This window comes from Neorhizobium sp. USDA 3394, from assembly GCF_056280385.1.
Genome location: NZ_JBWCDU010000002.1, coordinates 764,075 through 780,031 on the forward strand (window position 1 = coordinate 764,075; position 15,957 = coordinate 780,031).

Consider the following 15,957-nt stretch of genomic DNA (forward strand, 5'->3'; position numbering starts at 1 on the left):
CTCTATGGCATGCCCTTCAGCGTCCTGACATAGGATTGCTTGAGTAGGATCTGGTCTCATCTCCACGACTCTCCCGCCTCGCCGATGATGGAACAGCGGTTCGCATGAATCAACAGGTCCTCCGATCGAGATACCACCATGGAAAAGTTGTACCTCCCGCTTGATCAAGTGCCACGTTGAGGTTGCGCCATCCTTCATTTTCGCTTGATATTTCCGGTCGTTAACCAAATCGATTGCGGGAGGCTTAATCTGCGCGTTTTATTCTCTGCTTAAATACGAAAAGGCAGATATTTGCATGATCAGTCAGTCGCAGTGGTTCTTGAAATGGCTCCTCCCCACGATCGCATCGGCATTAGTCGGAGGGCTGCTCCTAGGAACATTGTACTGGGCCGCGGCTAATGCCGATCAGGTGGCTGCGGCACGTCAGAAGGACCTGGTCACTCTGATTGTCTCCAAAATGCAAGCCTCGGTGGCCCACGATCAAGAGAGTGCGACCGTTTGGGATGACGCCGTCATCAAGACCAAGGCCGGCGATCTCGAGTGGCTCGGCACCAACCTGGGGCAGTGGATGAACACCTACTTCGGCCACGACGCCGCAGTGGTGCTCTCTCCCGAAGGATTGTTAATTTATCAGTTCATCGCGGTGTCAGACAACGCGCCTTCTGCAGACGACTTACGTGAATCTTACCTGCCATTGGCCAGGCGCCTTCGTGGGAGGCTGAGCGCGGCCGACCAAGAAGGGGTTTCGGATACTGTCCTTTCGATCGGGCAAAGCGACCTGACATATGTTGGGCAAAGACCTGCGATCGTGAGCGTTAAACCAATCACTTCCGACACCGGCGAGATTGAGCAGCGGGCAGGCGAGGAGAACCTGCACGTCGCCGTGCGTTTCCTGGACGGTGATTTTCTCACCGAGATCGCCAACGAGTACCAGTTCGCGGAGATGCAGTTCACCGTTCATGAACCTCAGGACAAGAGCCATTCTCAAATCCCCCTCAAGTCCGCATCTGGGCGGCTGATCGGTTTCTTCAACTGGCATCCATTCGAGCCGGGCTTGAGCGTCTTTTATGCGACGCTTCCCGTGATCGGACTTTCTGTCCTCTCAATATACGGTGCCGCCAGCCTTGCAGGGCGAGCAATCTGGAAGCGCTCCGTCAGGCTCGCGTCTAGCCGCCAGGAACTTCAACATCTCGCCTTGCACGACAGCCTCACAGGATTGGCCAACAGGGCTCATTTCGAACGGGAGCTTACCAGCCGGCTCGAGAGCGCACTGCCGCAAGATAACCTCGGTGTGCTTTTCGTAGACCTCGACCGTTTCAAGGCGGTCAATGACACCTACGGGCATCCGACTGGGGATAAACTGATTTCTCTCGTCGCGCTACGGCTCGTTGATCTCCTTCCGAACGCCCTGATTGGCCGGATCGGAGGTGACGAGTTTACCGTCCTGGCTGAGAGCTACGAGTTTCAAGAAGTCGGCATTCTGGCGGAGAGTATCGTAAAACGCCTACGCGAACCCTTTGACATCGATGGCGCTCATGTTGTGGTTGGGGCGAGCGTCGGTGCCGCGCTAGCAACCGGTGGGTTAGATGCCGTCGAACTGACACGCAGAGCCGATATCGCGCTCTATCATGCGAAGGCGGCCGGACGTAACACCTACGCGATCTTCGGAGACCATATGGACGATCTCCTTCGCAAGCGTAGGCGCCTGGAGCACGACCTGCGTGCGGCGCTGGAACGCAGAGCGCAGATCGAGATCTTCTATCAACCCGTCTACCCTGCCAATAGTGTCCTCCCATGCTCATTGGAGGCGCTCTCGCGGTGGCGGCATCCGGAACTGGGCCTCATTCCTCCTGACGTGTTCATCCCCCTCGCGGAGGAGATTGGCGTCATTCATGAAATTGGAGCTCTCGTCCTTGAGGACGCGTGTAGCATGCTCGCTGATCTGCCGTCGATAGATGTCGCGATCAATGCCTCGGCCGTTGAGCTCGGGTCTCCTGGGTATCCTCTGCGTGTCCTATCGACACTGGCGAAGTGGGGCGTCGAGCCGAACCGCCTCGAAGTTGAGATCACCGAGAGTCTGGCGGTCAGTGGAGAAGAGCAGACCACCCGCAACGTTGAGATGTTGAGAGAAGCGGGCGTGCGGCTCGCCATTGATGACTTCGGAACCGGACACTCGTCATTCTCCAGGATCCAGAACATAATTGTAGACCGGATCAAGATCGACAAATCGTTTATTCAGGACATCGCTCAACGCCGAAGTAGAGCCGTCGTGGAGGCGATTATTACCATGGCTCGTGCTCAGGGGTTGGATACGACGGCCGAGGGAGTCGAGACTGACGAACAACGAGACGCCTTGATCTTGCTTGGATGCGACAACTTACAGGGTTTCCTGTTGTCACGGCCGATTTCACGTGGACAGGTTGTGGCTCTGTTCAGTGCAGGGATAAGGGCGCCGGAAACCGCTAGAGGTGGAATAGGCTATTGATCAAAGCCCCAAAATCTCATTTTGCGACGCGAACTGATTGCCAATTTCTCAACTAGCTCATCGGTAATAGGCCTGCTGATGGCGCAAATGGCCACTGCGAAGAGATGTTTCCACTTGCCCACGAACAGGGGCATCACATGCAGTCTCATGGCCGTCAGATCGGCGGTGACGCAAAGGCCGAAGAGCTCGCAGCCGATTGTTTGCCGCAAGTCTATGTGCGCAAATCGAAAGGACAAACGAGTATGAGATACAGGGCTTTCGCATCACCAATCCATATATTTGGACGTCCGGCGGAATACTCCTTCTCAGGCATCATACGACAATGCCGGCCGGCGGGGGCATCCACATGGGGTAATCGCGGGAGCCATGCCCCTCTGGATCTCGACTGGACGCCGGGCCCAGCATCAACGTAGAACAGCCATGGACGAGTATATCGGCCTAGACGTATCAATGAAAGAGACGGCAATTGCGATCCGTCGAGATGGGGTCCGTGTCTGGCGTGGGAAATGCGCCTCATCGGAATTGCCGGTATCGGGCTCCTTGTGGATGTCCCTAAATCTTCGACGGTAGCGCTAACTCGGGCCGGCGCTCTCTCGGGCCTTTTGAACAAGCCAGGGCTCGCTTCGAACCCTCAGGAGCACTTCCAACCGGTTGCTCGCGTTGAATTTCCCCAGCACCGATGAGACCTGATGCTCGATGGTGCGCAGCGAACGCGAAAGTGTACGCGCGATCTCCTTGTTGCCCAATCCCCGAACGAGAAGGGATAAAACTTTCTCTTCCGAGAGTGTCAGACCGAGTGGATGCTGGCGCGCCGACGTATAAGGTCCGCGACGCCTTTTTGGCAATGCATCCGCCAAACCCAAACGCGTCGCTCGCCGGCGTGCCAAGACCGCCGCGGCTTTTGCCTCTTGCTCTTCAAACAAGGTGACGGCGCGGGACAAGGCCTCGCCCGTGCTTTCGTCATCGACCTGCATCAATGAGAGCGCTGCCTCATAGGGTTGATCCAGGGTCAACCAAAGGTTTGCCGCCTGTTCGAACTTTCCTTCGAGTTCCGCAGCGCGCGGCGCCGGCAGGTCTGCGTCAGGCGTTTCGAACGATATCGGCAGGGACAGGCGCCGCAGCCAGACCAGCATCTCGCCGAGATCCCATGAGGACAGTTGCTTAAGTCCTATGTCGACGAGTGCGTCGACATGTTCGCGTGCCTCATCGCGGTTTTCCCGCAGCCAGGCCGCCTCCAGAAGGGCGAGCCGGACCGGGATGATCCGTTGAGGCTCGGTGGTCGTCACGCCTTGTCCGAGTGCCTCGTTCAGAAGATCGACCCCCTCCGCCTGACCGAGTCGCATCTTCACGCGTGCAAGAACCAGAAAGGCAGGCAGCCGCATGACCCGCGGAAAACCCGTTTTGGACATGACGCCTTCGGAAATCATCTGGGCTTCGTGCAGGCGGCCCTGCTCCATCCGCAGCTGGGCGTGCCGCCCAAGCAGATAATGTGCTGCTGCATCGAGATCATACTGGACGCAGTAGGAAATCCCTTCCGTCATCAGCCTTTCGGCCATCTCGAATTCCCTGGCCAACATGCAGCCTTCGGCAAAATTGGTGTAGGCCCGCGAGGCATGGTCGTGAAATCCGTGCTGCAACGACAGGGCGAGACTTTCCTCCAGCAGGCCGCTGCCGCCGGATTGCCCGGAAAATATAAGTGACGTCCCCACATTGTTGAGAGCATGGATCCTCGTCTCGACCTCGCCCAGCCTGTCAGAAAGTTCGATCGCGCGTTCGCCCCAGACGATCGCCTCTTCGAACTGGTCCTGCAGCATGAGAAATTGCGATCGCGTGCTGTAGGCGAGCGCAAGTTCCCTGCACGCCGGCAGGCTTTCCAGTTCGCGAACCGCGTCCTCGGTATAGGCGATTGCCCGATCGGTCTCGCCCCGGCGCCAGTGCAGGCGGGCAAGACGGCAGAGATTGAGCCCGACCCTCTCGATTTGTGTCTGTGAGCGCCAAAGCGAGATCGCAAAATTATAGGCACGCATGGTTTCATCCGAGGAGACGCTTCCTGCCAGGAAGGTCTCGTGGGCCCAATCTTCATAAAGCTGGGCTGCAAGCGGCGGTGGTGCCAGGGCGACATGGTCTAGGGCGGTCGCCAGATGGTTTGCCGCTTGCTGATGGGCGCCAAGCAATGCCGCCTGTGCCGCGGCCTTCGGGGCGAGCTGGAGCAAGCGCTCGGCATTGCCCGACAGCGCGATATGGTGGAGCCGTTGCGCCAGGAGGTTGGTGTTGCTTTCGGCGTTTGGCAGCGCTGCGAAAATATCGTCCATGTGGGCATGAAGAACGCGCTGATTGGCTGGCGAGATTCGTTCGAGAGTGGCTTGCCGGGCGAGCTCGTGGCGAAAAATAAGCGCTCCCTTTTCGTCGCGCCTGAGTAATCCCCGCTCGATACTCTGATCGACCACCCGGTCCGCGTCCTCGCCTATCAAATGCGGTAGCATGAACGCAGGCACACCGCTCGGCAGGATGCTGATCATCTCCAGAAACGAACGGATGGCGGCAGGCAGGCGCGACCATCGTGCCCACACTGCGTCCCGGATCGAAACCGGCAAGTGCCCTTCGCCACCATTGCCATCCGCGAGCAATTCCGTCACGAAGAAAGGATTGCCCCCAGTGGCTCGATAGAGGTCACCATCTTCTTTCCGGTCCCCGGCAAGCATGTCTACGGCTTCGCGCGACAGAGGCATCAGGGCTATTCGGGTGACAGCGGCTGTCGGCAGATCTCCCAAAAGGATGGTTGCCGGATGGTCTCGGTCAAGCTCGGTCGGCCTGATCGTCACCACGATCATGACTTTCAGCAGCGAGACCCGTCGCCCAAGGAAACGTATGAGATCCAATGTCGCGTGATCGGCCCAGTGAAGATCTTCGAAAATGAGAATCGACGGTTCCGCCGCGCGCGCAAGCGCATTGAGCACGGTCGAGAAGATGAGGTCCGGCGATGCGCCGTTGCGCAGCATGTCACCCACTTCCGAGTTAAAGGTCGCCACCATGTCGTGAAGGGCGCCGAGCGGTCTCGGCGTCGTGAAGGGATCGTTCCATCCCCAGTGGACTCTGAGCTTTGCGTCCATCATGTCGCAGAATGACTGCAGCAGGGCGGTCTTGCCGATGCCAGGTTCGCCTTCGATCACGACCATGCGTCCCCGGCCAGTGGACGCTTCACGCAATGTCGCCACCAACGTTTCTGTCGCGGCTTCTCTTTCCAGCAGCATCAAGCCCGTTCCATGCAGCGACCTTTGGTCTTGCTGTTAACGCCGGTTATAATATCGAAACCGGGCCACTCGACGGATAACCATGAAATAGTCTGGCAGATCCGGCTTTCCGTGCCTTCAAACGGAAGGTGGAAACTATAGACTGTCTGGATTGCTCAATGAACTGCTACGGGACTATTTTTTTGTCGGCAGACTAAAATTTGATGATCGACTTAAACTCCTTGAGTCAACTCGGTTGCCCTCCCGGCTGTTACCTCATTGCCATATGTAATCCCATTCCAATCAGAGCCGGTCCAGCGACAAGATGAAGATTAGATAACACGCGCTTCGGCAGACGCTCCTTTAGCGCCCAAGCCGAGCCGCTCAGCGTTGCATACCAGGCAGCGCTGCCAAGAAGGACACCGGCGACGGTCAAGGGTAGGGTGAAAAAGCCGTCCCTGCCGACAAACAGGCCGGAACCGGCGAGTGCCAGGTAGGGAAGAACTGTCGCAGGGTTTGTCAACGCCAGCATCAGGCCAGCCAGATAGTCGGCACCGCCTCCTCCTTTTGTGTCGAGGAGAGAAGGTGCAGTTGCCGTCCTCATGACCATCTTTAGGCCGATTGCCATAAGGATGGCACCTGATGCAAAATGGACGGCGGGTTGCCAGCCAATGAGTGATCCGGCCACGGCGTCCGCGCCCACGACTGCAAGGATTGCAAACAATCCATGAGCCGTGGACGCCCCCGCGCCGCAGATCAATCCGCGCAACGCCCCGCTTAGAAGACTACGCTGTACACACATCAACGAAACCGGGCCGAATGGAAGGGCAACCGAAAAGGCAAGAAAGGCGCTGGCGGCGATGGTCGACATGAATGCGCAATTCCCTCGTGCGTCAACATGCGAGCCCGAACCCACGAAGGGCAGGTACCGCCGGTGCAGCGTGTTCAAGCTTCATTCGCAGGTCCCCGAGGAGGGGTAGAAGACATTAATAGTCGGGTTTTCCGGCGATCACATCGGCGCAACTACCTAAGTTTCGATTCTTTCGCCCCTAGATTTCAGGCCGCGCCTGTAGTCCTGCTTCGTTTGGGCATGTCCGCGGTTGGATGGCTGCGGAACCAATAGAGAGCTGGCGGGTTCTGTGTTCACGGGTCTGTGATCCATGACCCGAATAAAAGGAACCTTCATGAAAAAGATAATTTTTGCAGCCGCGCTGCTTGGCGCGTCAACGGTTGTCGCGCTCGCTCAGACGACACCCGCGCCGAACGCGAACGGCAATAAGCCGGCCGTGGCCACACCGGATTCCAAGAATGTCACGGCTCCGGTCGAGGGCGCTAATAGCTTCACCGAAGCCCAGGCTAAAGACCGCATCGAAAAGGCCGGGTTCTCGGGTGTCAAAGACCTGAAGAAAGACGACAAGGGCATCTGGATGGCTGCGGGTATGAAAGACGGCAAGGCCGTCGTGATCGCCCTCGACTATCAGGGCAACGTCGTCGCTAAATAATTGAAAACGATAATCACAGGGAGATACCCATGAAAACCATTACAGGTCTTTTCGACGACTATACCGATGCCAGCGCAGCTGTCAGCGCGCTTGAATCATCCGGCGTTCCGTCGAAGGACATCAGCATCGTCTCGAACAATGCCGACAAGCGCCACGGCGATTCCAATGCCGGCGAAGGCGCCGGCACAGGTGCTGGGATCGGCGCCGTCGTCGGTGGTGCCGGCGGTCTCCTGACAGGCCTCGGTCTGATGGCCATCCCGGGCGTCGGCCCGGTCGTTGCAGCCGGTTGGCTTGCTGCCACGGCAGTGGGCGCAGTTGCCGGCGCGGTCGCCGGTGGCGCTGCCGGCGGGATTATCGGGGCGATGACGAGTTCCGGCGTTTCGGAAGAGGATGCCCACGTCTATGCCGAAGGCGTCCGTCGCGGCGGCTCGCTCGTTACGGCCAAGGTCGATGACACGCTCGTCGCGGAAGCTGAAGCAATCCTCAAGCGCTCTAGCTGGGTTGATCCGGCAGAGCGCCGTGCCGCTTATAATGAGCAGGGCTGGACCAAATTCGACGACAGCCTCGCCCCCTACGGTCCTGAGCAGATCGAGCAGGAGCGCGGCCGCTATCGCAGCGCCGGGCTCTGACGTCAGCGTGCGCGTCCTTCGGGACGCGCATTCACTCGTGCCTACCGAGGTCACCGGATGCTGGCCGCAATCAGGAGATGATCATGGCCAAGGAAGTCAAGAAGCTCGACGGGCTGTTTCACGATACACTGAAGGACGTCTATTTTGCCGAAGGCAAGATCGTCGATACCCTTCCGAAGATGGAAAAGGCTGCCAAGAACAAGGAGCTTAAGGCCGCATTCGCCAAGCATCTCGCGGAGACGAAGGTGCATGTCGAGCGCCTCGAGCAGGTGTTCAAGATCATCGGCGCCAAGCCGGAAAAGAAGACCTGCGACGCCATTCTCGGGATTACCAATGAAGGCGATGAAATCATGAAGGAATACGAGGGGTCGCCCGCCCTCGACGCTGGCCTTCTTGCCGCAGCGCAAGCCGTCGAACATTACGAGATGTCGCGCTACGGTACGCTGAGGACCTGGGCACTGGAACTTGGAATGAAGGATGCCGCCAAGCTCCTGCAGACGACACTCGATGAAGAGCAGGCGACAGATCTTGCGCTGACATCGATCGCCACATCGGTCGTCAATCAAAATGCCGAAGGCTGATATCCTCTCTACCGGCTGGCGCAAACGTTGCGCCAGCCACACCGCCTTCACCAACGATGCGGAATGCCTGATTTTTTCCAACATCAGCTGTCGAACTACACGGAACAAGTTCGTGCGATCATTATTTCTATGGCCATGAAACATGCTGTTTTGTGCCAATCACTTTTAATCACTCTCACCTTCTGCGGTCCGGCGATCGCCGCTCCGTTCGACGCACAGGCTGTCAACACAGCGTCTTTCGAGGGACTACCGACCGAAGCGCCACCGCAAAAGCCGAATGAACCGGATGCCCGCATCGTCCGTCTGCAGATCCTGCTGGATCGCGCCGGCGCCTCTCCAGGCGTTATCGATGGCTATTTGGGTAGCAACCTCATCAAGGCGATCGCCGGGTTCGAGGCCCTGCGAGGCCTCCCGGTTGATGGAAAACTGGATCCCGAAGCTCTTCGCGGACTGATGGACGATGTTCCGGCCGTCCAGGCTTATGCAATCACGGCGGACGACGCGAAAGATCTGGTCGACAGCATTCCAAAGGACTACGCGGAGCAGGCCAAGATGGAGCGCCTCGGATATACGAGCGTCGCCGAAAAGCTGGGCGAGCGGTTCCACATGGACATCGGGCTCCTCAAGGCTCTCAACCCGACCGCCGCTTTCGCGCCCGGCGAAACCATCGCGGTAGCGATACCCGGTTCCGCAAAAACCGGCGCGGTCAAAACGATCGAGGTACGCAGGCGATCAGGCGAAGCTTTTGCTTTTGCAGAGGGCGGATCGCTCCTTGCAGTCTATCCTGCTACGATCGGGAGCGAGGGCTCCCCGTCGCCCACAGGCACACATAAAATTCAGGGTGTGTCGCGCATGCCCACCTATACCTACAACCCGAAGATCAATTTTCAGCAGGGCGGCAACAAGAAGGTCCTGCAACTCGCGGGCGGCCCGAACGGCCCGGTCGGAACGGTCTGGATCGATCTGACGGAACCCACCTACGGCATCCACGGAACGCCCGAGCCCGAACTGATCGACAAGGTCGGTTCGCATGGCTGCGTTCGCCTGACGAATTGGGACGTCGAAGAGCTGGCCGGCATGGTCAAACCGGGGGTCATCGTCAAATTTGTTGACTGATTGCCGTAGCAGCCAGAAGTGAAAAGCCACGATACGGCCGGGCCTGCCGCCGCCAGTACGCAAGCTCATCGAGGTCGGATGTTGGTTTTCCCAAGATGCTTTTGCTGGAGCGGATAGGCAGTTCGGGCCGGGACGCCGTGCGGCTCGGTTTCCGGAAGGTGAAAGGATTGGCGGTCGCTGACGCTGCGCATCGCCGCGGCACGCATGGACACTGCCTTTGCTTCCGTCGACGATATCTGGCGCCGGTCTGGGGTGCCATCGGAGGCGTTTGTCCAGCTTGCCAAGGCCGATGCTTTTCTTCCCTCGCTGAAGCTTGAGCGTCCGGGACACACTCTGGACGATCAAGGTGGCGCGCGACGGACCACTGCCGTTGTGTGCGGCCGCTGCCGAACGGAAGATGGTGGCGATCGCCGATACGCGGGAAGGGATGTCGGCCCGTAGGTTCTTGTTGGTTCAAGGCGAAAGGTTGTACGCGTGCTCGACCCACGCTGACATCACCTCCTGCCGGCCGCTCAAAGCTTAGGCGTCAGCATGTCAAGGCAAAACCGTGGACGCGGCGCGCTGCTCGGCCTCGACGGGAGTGGCGCGGTCTGTGGTCCGCCCCAGGAACTGGATATGGGCCCCATTCTCGGTCCGCTTCATGACATGTTCGCCGACCTCAACATCGAGGGCGCGGTTGTCGTTGGCGACGAGTAGCGCTTGTTCCAGCGCGGCAACAAGCGTCAAGTCGACAACGCGATAATCCGCTACTCCCTTTCGCAAGTCCTCAATGCCTTGTGTAACGCGCACGCGTATTCCATCGCGCCATCCGCCACCAATCGGATCAACCTTGGTTCGATCGAAGGCGTTCCCTTCTGCTTCACCGATAAAGCGGCTTTGTCCAACGGTGACATGGTGTTTTGCGCCTTAGCGGAAGATACCGAAGATGCTAATAACGAGGGGTTTGTATCGGCGCTGCAATCGGGATCCTCAGCAACGATGGACACTTGTTATCCCTGCAGCAATTTGACCGGCCATTCAAAGTGGAGGGCATCAGTGCTCGAGGGTGCGGCGACCGACTGGATCTCCTGCTTGTCACCGATGCGGACGACCCGGCCATACCGGCGTTGCTGCTGTCCACATCAATTGCGAAATAGCTCCAACTTCCAAACAACACCAGCGACATTTCCACATTCCAGGGTGCGTTCCAAAACTGACTCAGGTTTGGAGTGAACCCCACGCAGTTCAATGGAATGAGGGGCTCCAGTTCGCTTCCGCTCAAGGCGTGATGGTCGCATCATGTGCGCGGCCTTCATGGAATGAGACGCAGGTGTCCCGCGTCCCGGACCGCGTCCCATACTGCGTTGTCACGGGAGGGCGACCAAGACCTCAATCTCGAGGAGCCATTCGGGCATGGCTAGTGCTTCGACGCCGATCCATGTGCTTGCGCAAACCGGCCATTTTTCGCCGAATATGTCAGCGCCCGCCCCGAAGATCGCTGGAACGAGACCCGGAGCGTGGCGGACCACGTAGATCTTCATTTGCAGGATGTCTTTAGGATCCGCCTTTATGGCCGCGAGGGCGTCGAGGACATTGCTGAAGCATTGCCTCGCCTGGGCCGCTTGATCGTTTCCACCGACGAGTTGACCTGACCTATCGACCGCGACCTGGCCGGAGATGGCGGCAAGCCGCGCGCCAGGTGGGGTGATGGCGATCTGTGCAATCAGGTGCGAGAAGACACCCGTCAGGGACGGGGGATTTAGAGTTTCCATCGATGCCTCCCTTATTCCTGATCGACAGCGGCGACATAACCGTCGGGCCTGACCAGCAACGCCCGAACGCCGCGAAGGGCGGCGTGGTCGGATGGAGCTGCCGTCAGGGATTTGACGCTGCTGGATCGCAACCATTCCGGCCCGGATACCGTTGCGCCTGGTTTGAAGGAAATGTGAAGCCAACGTTCTTCGACCAGCAGGCTGTAGAGCGACATCGATACGCCGTTCTTGCCGACCAGTTCTATATCGGGAATGCGTAACCCTGCCGCCAATCGTCCGGCAGCAACGGCCGCCGTCGCATCGGTGCCATAGGCGACGTCAAAGCCGGAAAGCTCACCGGCAAGACGATGATTGACCGCAGGAATTTTCAGGAGCTGGTTTAGCGTCTCCCGCAAGGCAAGGGTTGCCGGATCGAACCGGGTGACGAGCCCAGCCTGCGCCAGGGTATTGGTGTAGAGGATTTGTCCTATTGGACGCCGTTCCTCGTCATAGGTGTCAAGCAGTTTGTCGGGCGCTTCGCTCTTCACGACCGCGGCCAGTTTCCAGCCGAGATTCAATGCGTCCTGCAGTCCGACATTCATGCCTTGTCCGCCCATCGGAGCATGGATATGAGCGGCATCGCCGGCGAGCAGGATGCGTCCCTTGCGATAGGTTCCGGCAAGGCGCGTCTCATCGGCGAAACGCGAAAGCCAGATCGGGTCGCGAGGCTGATAGTCCTTGCCGATAATGCGCGCGGTCGGTCCTGCTACCTCTTCCAGAGTGACCGGTTCGGTGCGCGGCACATGGGTTCGTTGGGGATCCACGAGCACGATGCGGTGGTGCTTACCGTCACCGAGAGGCGCGATCATGACCGAACCATGTCCATTGGTGACCGACACGACGGGTTTTGTCGGTGGTGAGGCAAGAACCACGTCTGCAAGCATGAGCGAATTTCGGGCCTCTGCCCCCTCATATGAGATGCCCGCCTGTTCCCGCACGATGCTGCGAGCGCCATCCGCTCCCACCACATAGGAGCTGGAAAACTCTCCGCTGTCGGTAGAGATGTGGACCCGGCTCCCGTCGTCCAGAATTCCTGTTGCCGCCATGCCCCGCACGATGACGACGCCGAGTTCAGTCGCGCGTTCTTCGAGACGCTCCTCGGTCACGGCCTGCGGGATAAACAGCGTGTAGGGAAAGCGGGTGTCGAACGGTGAAAAATCCAGCCTTGTATCGAGGACCGCGTAGTGGCCGGTCGGGATCGGTTTGCCGGTGCTGAGGAAGCGATCGGCGAGACCGCGCAGGGCAAACACTTCGAGCGAACGTCCATGGACGGTGAGCGCACGCGACTGCGCCGTCCGCTCCGTTCGCCGCTCGAGAACGGCGACATCCACACCGGCAAGCTTCAATTCGCATGCCAGCCACAGCCCGACAGGTCCGGCGCCGACAACAACAACATCGTAGTTCATTTTCATGAGGAGCTCTCCAATCTAACGTTGTTAGATGTGCCTAACAATGTTAGAGAGTCAACAGTAAAACTGGAGACGGACATGCGTATCGTGAAAACCGAAGTCATCGCGACGGCGCTGAAGCTGTTGGATGATGTCGGCATGGAGGGGTTGACGATGCGTAAGCTGGCGGACGCCTTGAACATTCAGGCGCCGTCGCTCTACTGGCATTTCGCGAACAAGGACGCCCTGCTCGAGGGAATGGCGGATGCGCTGATGGAGCCTGTCGCCGCAAGCAATCCGGAAGGCGAGGCGTGGGATGCGAGGCTTGTGCGCGTGGCCTCTGAGGTGCGCGACGCCCTGCTGTCGCGCCGCGATGCTGCTCGTGTTTTTGCCGGCACCTATCCTTTATCCGATAACGTGCTGCGTGTCGGCTCGTTGCTGATCAGCTCTCTCAAGCAAGCCGGAGCTGACGATCGCACCGCAAGCTGGGGCGCATTCACGCTGGTCTATTTTGTGATCGGCTTCGTTATCGAGGAGCAGGGTCTTGGACGCAAAAAGGAACCAGCGGGCCAGGACGAAATCTCCCTGGCAGCAAAGTTTCCTCTGGCTGCAATTGCGATGCGTGAGATTGCCGGAGCCAATGCCGATCAACGTTTTGCGTTTGGGCTCGATCTGCAGATCATGGGCTTGAAGGTGGCGCTTCGTCTTTCCTGAGATGTTGGCAAGGTCGAAGCGCACCTTTATTACGACCTCAGACTATCCGCCAGAAATTGCCCGACGGACTGCGCCTCTGCAGAGAGGCTCCCCCGTCCTTTCACTAGCGCCATCTCGGACGCGGGCTGGTAACCAAACCCGTCCAACGGTCCGAGTTGTCGGTGTTCGGGTAGCACCGCGTCGGAAGGTAGCAGACTGATTCCGAGGCCGGAAGCAACCGCTGCCTGCACACCCATCAGGCCTTGGCTGGTATAGGCGATCCGCCAGCGGCGACCACTGCGCTCGATCGCGCCGATCGCGCGATCCCGGTAGATGCATCCGACGGGAAAAACCGCGAGAGGGACCGGGTCCGTCTCGACTGGACGGGTGGCACTTTCCACCCAGATCAGTTCCTCCTTCCAGCTCGCAAGACATGCCCCATCGCCAGGCTCGCGCTTGATCAACGCGAGGTCAATCTCGCCCGCATCCAGCAGGCGGCGAAGCTCGATGCTCCATCCGCTGACCGTGTCGAGCCTGATATGAGGTGATGCGGCCGAGAATCCCGACAGCAGATCGATAAGGCGCCGCCCGGCAAAATCTTCAGGAACGCCAAGACGGACAGTGCGCGGAGCCGAAGGCCTTCGCATGACCTCGGCGGCTTCATCGGCCATGGCGAGTAATTTACGCGCGTAGCTCAACAGCAACTCGCCGGCTTCCGTCGTTTCAACAGTTCCGGTCGATTTATCCCGATGCAGCAGCAAGGTGCCCAAATTGACCTCCAGCTTCTTGATTTGCTGGCTCACCGTCGATTGTGTCAGGTGTACCCGTTCGGCCGCTTTGGTAAAGCCGCTGCAATCGACGACCGCAGCAAATGTTTTCAGAAGATCCAGATCGAAACCGAAGCTCATTTGATTTCTCGATGAAGACGATGATGAGATTTAATTTTGCAATAGATGCAAGTTTTGTCAATGTCGGGAAAACGAAGGAGACGAGACATGACGCTTTCTGGTCCTAAGCCGACCTGGCTGACTTTCGATTGCTACGGGACGCTCATTCAATGGGACGAGGGGCTGCTTGCGGCCGTGGACCAGATACTATCGGCCAAAGGTCGAAACATCGATCAGACGGCCTTCATCTCTGTCTACGACCGCCAGGAACATGTGCTGGAACAGGAACGCCCTCACCGGATTTTCGCAGACGTCAGCGCCCTTGCGCTGGAACGAGCCATGGGCGAATTTGGATTGCCCTTTGAGGTCTCGGATGCCGAGATCCTGACGTCCTCGATCGGGAAGATGCCACCGTTTCCGGAAGTGGTTGCAACACTGGAAAAGCTGAAGGCAGCCGGTTTTCGTCTGGCGATCATCTCGAATACGGACGACGCCGTCATTGCCGGCAATGTCGCTCAGTTGGGTGGCCATGTAGACCGGGTTATCACTGCCCAGCAGGCCGGTGCCTATAAGCCTTCCTCCCAGATTTTCCATCATGCCTGGAAAAGCCTCGGTATCGGCATGGAGGAACTTGTGCATATCTGTGCCAGCCCGCATCTCGATCTTGCTGCGGCGCGTGAACTTGGATTTCGCACGGTTTGGATCGATCGTGGCACAGGCCGCAAACCACTGGACGATTACCGCCCGAACGGAATCGTCTCGACGCTCGACAAGGTGCCTGCCATCCTTGCCGCGGCAGGCTGGATGTAGGACAAGGAGACCAACATGGCTCACGAACTGAATATTTCGCAGGTCAACGCTGCTCTGCGGCCCAATCTTTTGCTGGATACCGAAGAGATTTGGCAAGCACGGGTCGATCTCGCCGCCAGCCTTCGGATGGCGGCGCGTCTCGGCCTCGAAGAAGGTATCTGCAACCACTTCTCGGCTGTTGTGCCCGGTCATCCCGACCTCTTCATCGTCAACCGCCTTGGCTGGGCCTTTCAGGAGGCGACCGCCTCGTCGCTGCTGATCTGCGATTTCGACGGCAATGTGGTTGCCGGCGATGGCGTGCCCGAAGCAACCGCCTTTTTCATCCATGCGCGCCTGCACAAGATGGCGCCTCGCGTGGGGGCCGCCTTTCATACCCATATGCCGAATGCGACCGCGCTCAGCATGGTGGAAGGCGAACCGCTGGTCTGGGCAGGCCAGACGGCGCTCAAATTCTACGGTCGCGTGGCCGTCGACGAGAATTACAACGGTCTCGCCCTGGACGAAAGCGAAGGTGACAGGATCGCCTCTGTCCTCGGTGACAAGGATATCCTGTTCATGAAAAACCACGGGGTGATGGTCTGCGCGCCGAATATCGCCGAGGCATGGGACGACCTCTACTATCTCGAGCGTGCGGCTGAAGTCCAGTTGAAGGCGATGGGCTCCGGCCGCAAACTGCTGCCGGTTTTGCCGGAGATCGCAGCCGAGGCAGCACGGCAGATGCGGGAGGGAGATCCGGAAAGCGCAAGGCTGCATCTGGAAAGCATCCGGCGGGTCCTCGACCGGCAGGCGCCAGAGTATCGTGATTGATGCAAGATGAAGGGCGAGGCGTTTCGAATTCGCCTTTCT

Annotated in this window: 14 protein-coding genes and 2 pseudogenes; 11 read left to right on the top strand and 5 right to left on the bottom strand. The window is 58.8% G+C overall.

Going from position 1 to position 15,957, the window contains the following annotated elements; translation table 11 throughout:
* The first annotated feature begins 295 nt into the window (after positions 1 to 295).
* Positions 296 to 2,485, top strand: coding sequence for a putative bifunctional diguanylate cyclase/phosphodiesterase (locus ACZ9EJ_RS25250; protein ID WP_046641313.1), 2,190 nt, complete (start codon positions 296 to 298; stop codon positions 2,483 to 2,485).
* A gap of 572 nt (positions 2,486 to 3,057) precedes the next feature.
* Here ACZ9EJ_RS25250 and ACZ9EJ_RS25255 read toward each other — a convergent pair.
* Positions 3,058 to 5,736 carry an ATP-binding protein gene (locus ACZ9EJ_RS25255; protein WP_046641315.1) on the bottom strand — a complete coding sequence of 893 codons (2,679 nt, stop codon included), beginning with the start codon at positions 5,734 to 5,736 and terminating at the stop codon, positions 3,058 to 3,060.
* A gap of 250 nt (positions 5,737 to 5,986) precedes the next feature.
* Entirely contained in the window at positions 5,987 to 6,586 is a 600-nt protein-coding gene (locus ACZ9EJ_RS25260; RefSeq protein ID WP_251089500.1) for a LysE family translocator, read from the bottom strand.
* 313 nt (positions 6,587 to 6,899) lie between these two features.
* On the opposite strand from ACZ9EJ_RS25260, the gene ACZ9EJ_RS25265 reads away from it, so the two are divergent.
* The 7 genes and pseudogenes from ACZ9EJ_RS25265 (at position 6,900) to ACZ9EJ_RS25295 (ending at position 10,679) form a co-directional block, all read left to right on the top strand.
* Positions 6,900 to 7,217 (top strand): hypothetical protein, encoded by a 318-nt coding sequence (locus ACZ9EJ_RS25265; RefSeq protein WP_046641318.1) that lies wholly within the window; start codon positions 6,900 to 6,902, stop codon positions 7,215 to 7,217.
* A 29-nt stretch (positions 7,218 to 7,246) separates the two neighbouring features.
* Positions 7,247 to 7,846 (top strand): general stress protein, encoded by a 600-nt coding sequence (locus ACZ9EJ_RS25270; protein ID WP_046641319.1) that lies wholly within the window; start codon positions 7,247 to 7,249, stop codon positions 7,844 to 7,846.
* Between the two features lie 83 nt (positions 7,847 to 7,929).
* Positions 7,930 to 8,427 carry a YciE/YciF ferroxidase family protein gene (locus ACZ9EJ_RS25275; RefSeq protein ID WP_080955798.1) on the top strand — a complete coding sequence of 166 codons (498 nt, stop codon included), beginning with the start codon at positions 7,930 to 7,932 and terminating at the stop codon, positions 8,425 to 8,427.
* A gap of 129 nt (positions 8,428 to 8,556) precedes the next feature.
* Positions 8,557 to 9,543: a L,D-transpeptidase family protein gene (locus tag ACZ9EJ_RS25280; protein WP_046641323.1), complete on the top strand. Its 987-nt coding sequence runs from the start codon at positions 8,557 to 8,559 to the stop codon at positions 9,541 to 9,543.
* A 104-nt stretch (positions 9,544 to 9,647) separates the two neighbouring features.
* Positions 9,648 to 9,967, top strand: a pseudogene (locus tag ACZ9EJ_RS25285) (helix-hairpin-helix domain-containing protein); the annotation flags it as partial.
* 107 nt (positions 9,968 to 10,074) lie between these two features.
* Entirely contained in the window at positions 10,075 to 10,239 is a 165-nt protein-coding gene (locus ACZ9EJ_RS25290) for a hypothetical protein (protein ID WP_251089501.1), read from the top strand.
* A gap of 3 nt (positions 10,240 to 10,242) precedes the next feature.
* A pseudogene (locus ACZ9EJ_RS25295) lies at positions 10,243 to 10,679 on the top strand (DUF6910 family protein).
* 210 nt (positions 10,680 to 10,889) lie between these two features.
* On the opposite strand, the gene ACZ9EJ_RS25300 reads toward ACZ9EJ_RS25295, so the two are convergent.
* Both ACZ9EJ_RS25300 and ACZ9EJ_RS25305 read right to left on the bottom strand, forming a co-directional pair.
* Positions 10,890 to 11,294 (bottom strand): RidA family protein, encoded by a 405-nt coding sequence (locus tag ACZ9EJ_RS25300; protein ID WP_046641326.1) that lies wholly within the window; start codon positions 11,292 to 11,294, stop codon positions 10,890 to 10,892.
* Positions 11,295 to 11,305: 11 nt separating this feature from the next.
* On the bottom strand, positions 11,306 to 12,745 hold the full coding sequence (locus ACZ9EJ_RS25305) for an FAD-dependent oxidoreductase (RefSeq protein WP_052764648.1): 1,440 nt from the start codon (positions 12,743 to 12,745) through the stop codon (positions 11,306 to 11,308).
* 75 nt (positions 12,746 to 12,820) lie between these two features.
* Here ACZ9EJ_RS25305 and ACZ9EJ_RS25310 point away from each other — a divergent pair, with 75 nt between their 5' ends.
* Positions 12,821 to 13,435 (top strand): TetR/AcrR family transcriptional regulator C-terminal domain-containing protein, encoded by a 615-nt coding sequence (locus ACZ9EJ_RS25310; protein WP_046641327.1) that lies wholly within the window; start codon positions 12,821 to 12,823, stop codon positions 13,433 to 13,435.
* 29 nt (positions 13,436 to 13,464) lie between these two features.
* Here the strand turns inward: ACZ9EJ_RS25310 and ACZ9EJ_RS25315 are convergent, their stop codons facing one another.
* Positions 13,465 to 14,322 carry a LysR substrate-binding domain-containing protein gene (locus tag ACZ9EJ_RS25315; RefSeq protein ID WP_046641328.1) on the bottom strand — a complete coding sequence of 286 codons (858 nt, stop codon included), beginning with the start codon at positions 14,320 to 14,322 and terminating at the stop codon, positions 13,465 to 13,467.
* Positions 14,323 to 14,409: 87 nt separating this feature from the next.
* Between ACZ9EJ_RS25315 and ACZ9EJ_RS25320 the strand changes: the two genes are divergently transcribed.
* Both ACZ9EJ_RS25320 and ACZ9EJ_RS25325 read left to right on the top strand, forming a co-directional pair.
* Positions 14,410 to 15,111, top strand: a complete 702-nt coding sequence (locus tag ACZ9EJ_RS25320; RefSeq protein WP_046641329.1) for a haloacid dehalogenase type II — start codon at positions 14,410 to 14,412, stop codon at positions 15,109 to 15,111.
* Positions 15,112 to 15,126: 15 nt separating this feature from the next.
* Positions 15,127 to 15,918 carry an aldolase gene (locus ACZ9EJ_RS25325; protein WP_046630112.1) on the top strand — a complete coding sequence of 264 codons (792 nt, stop codon included), beginning with the start codon at positions 15,127 to 15,129 and terminating at the stop codon, positions 15,916 to 15,918.
* Positions 15,919 to 15,957 lie beyond the last annotated feature (39 nt).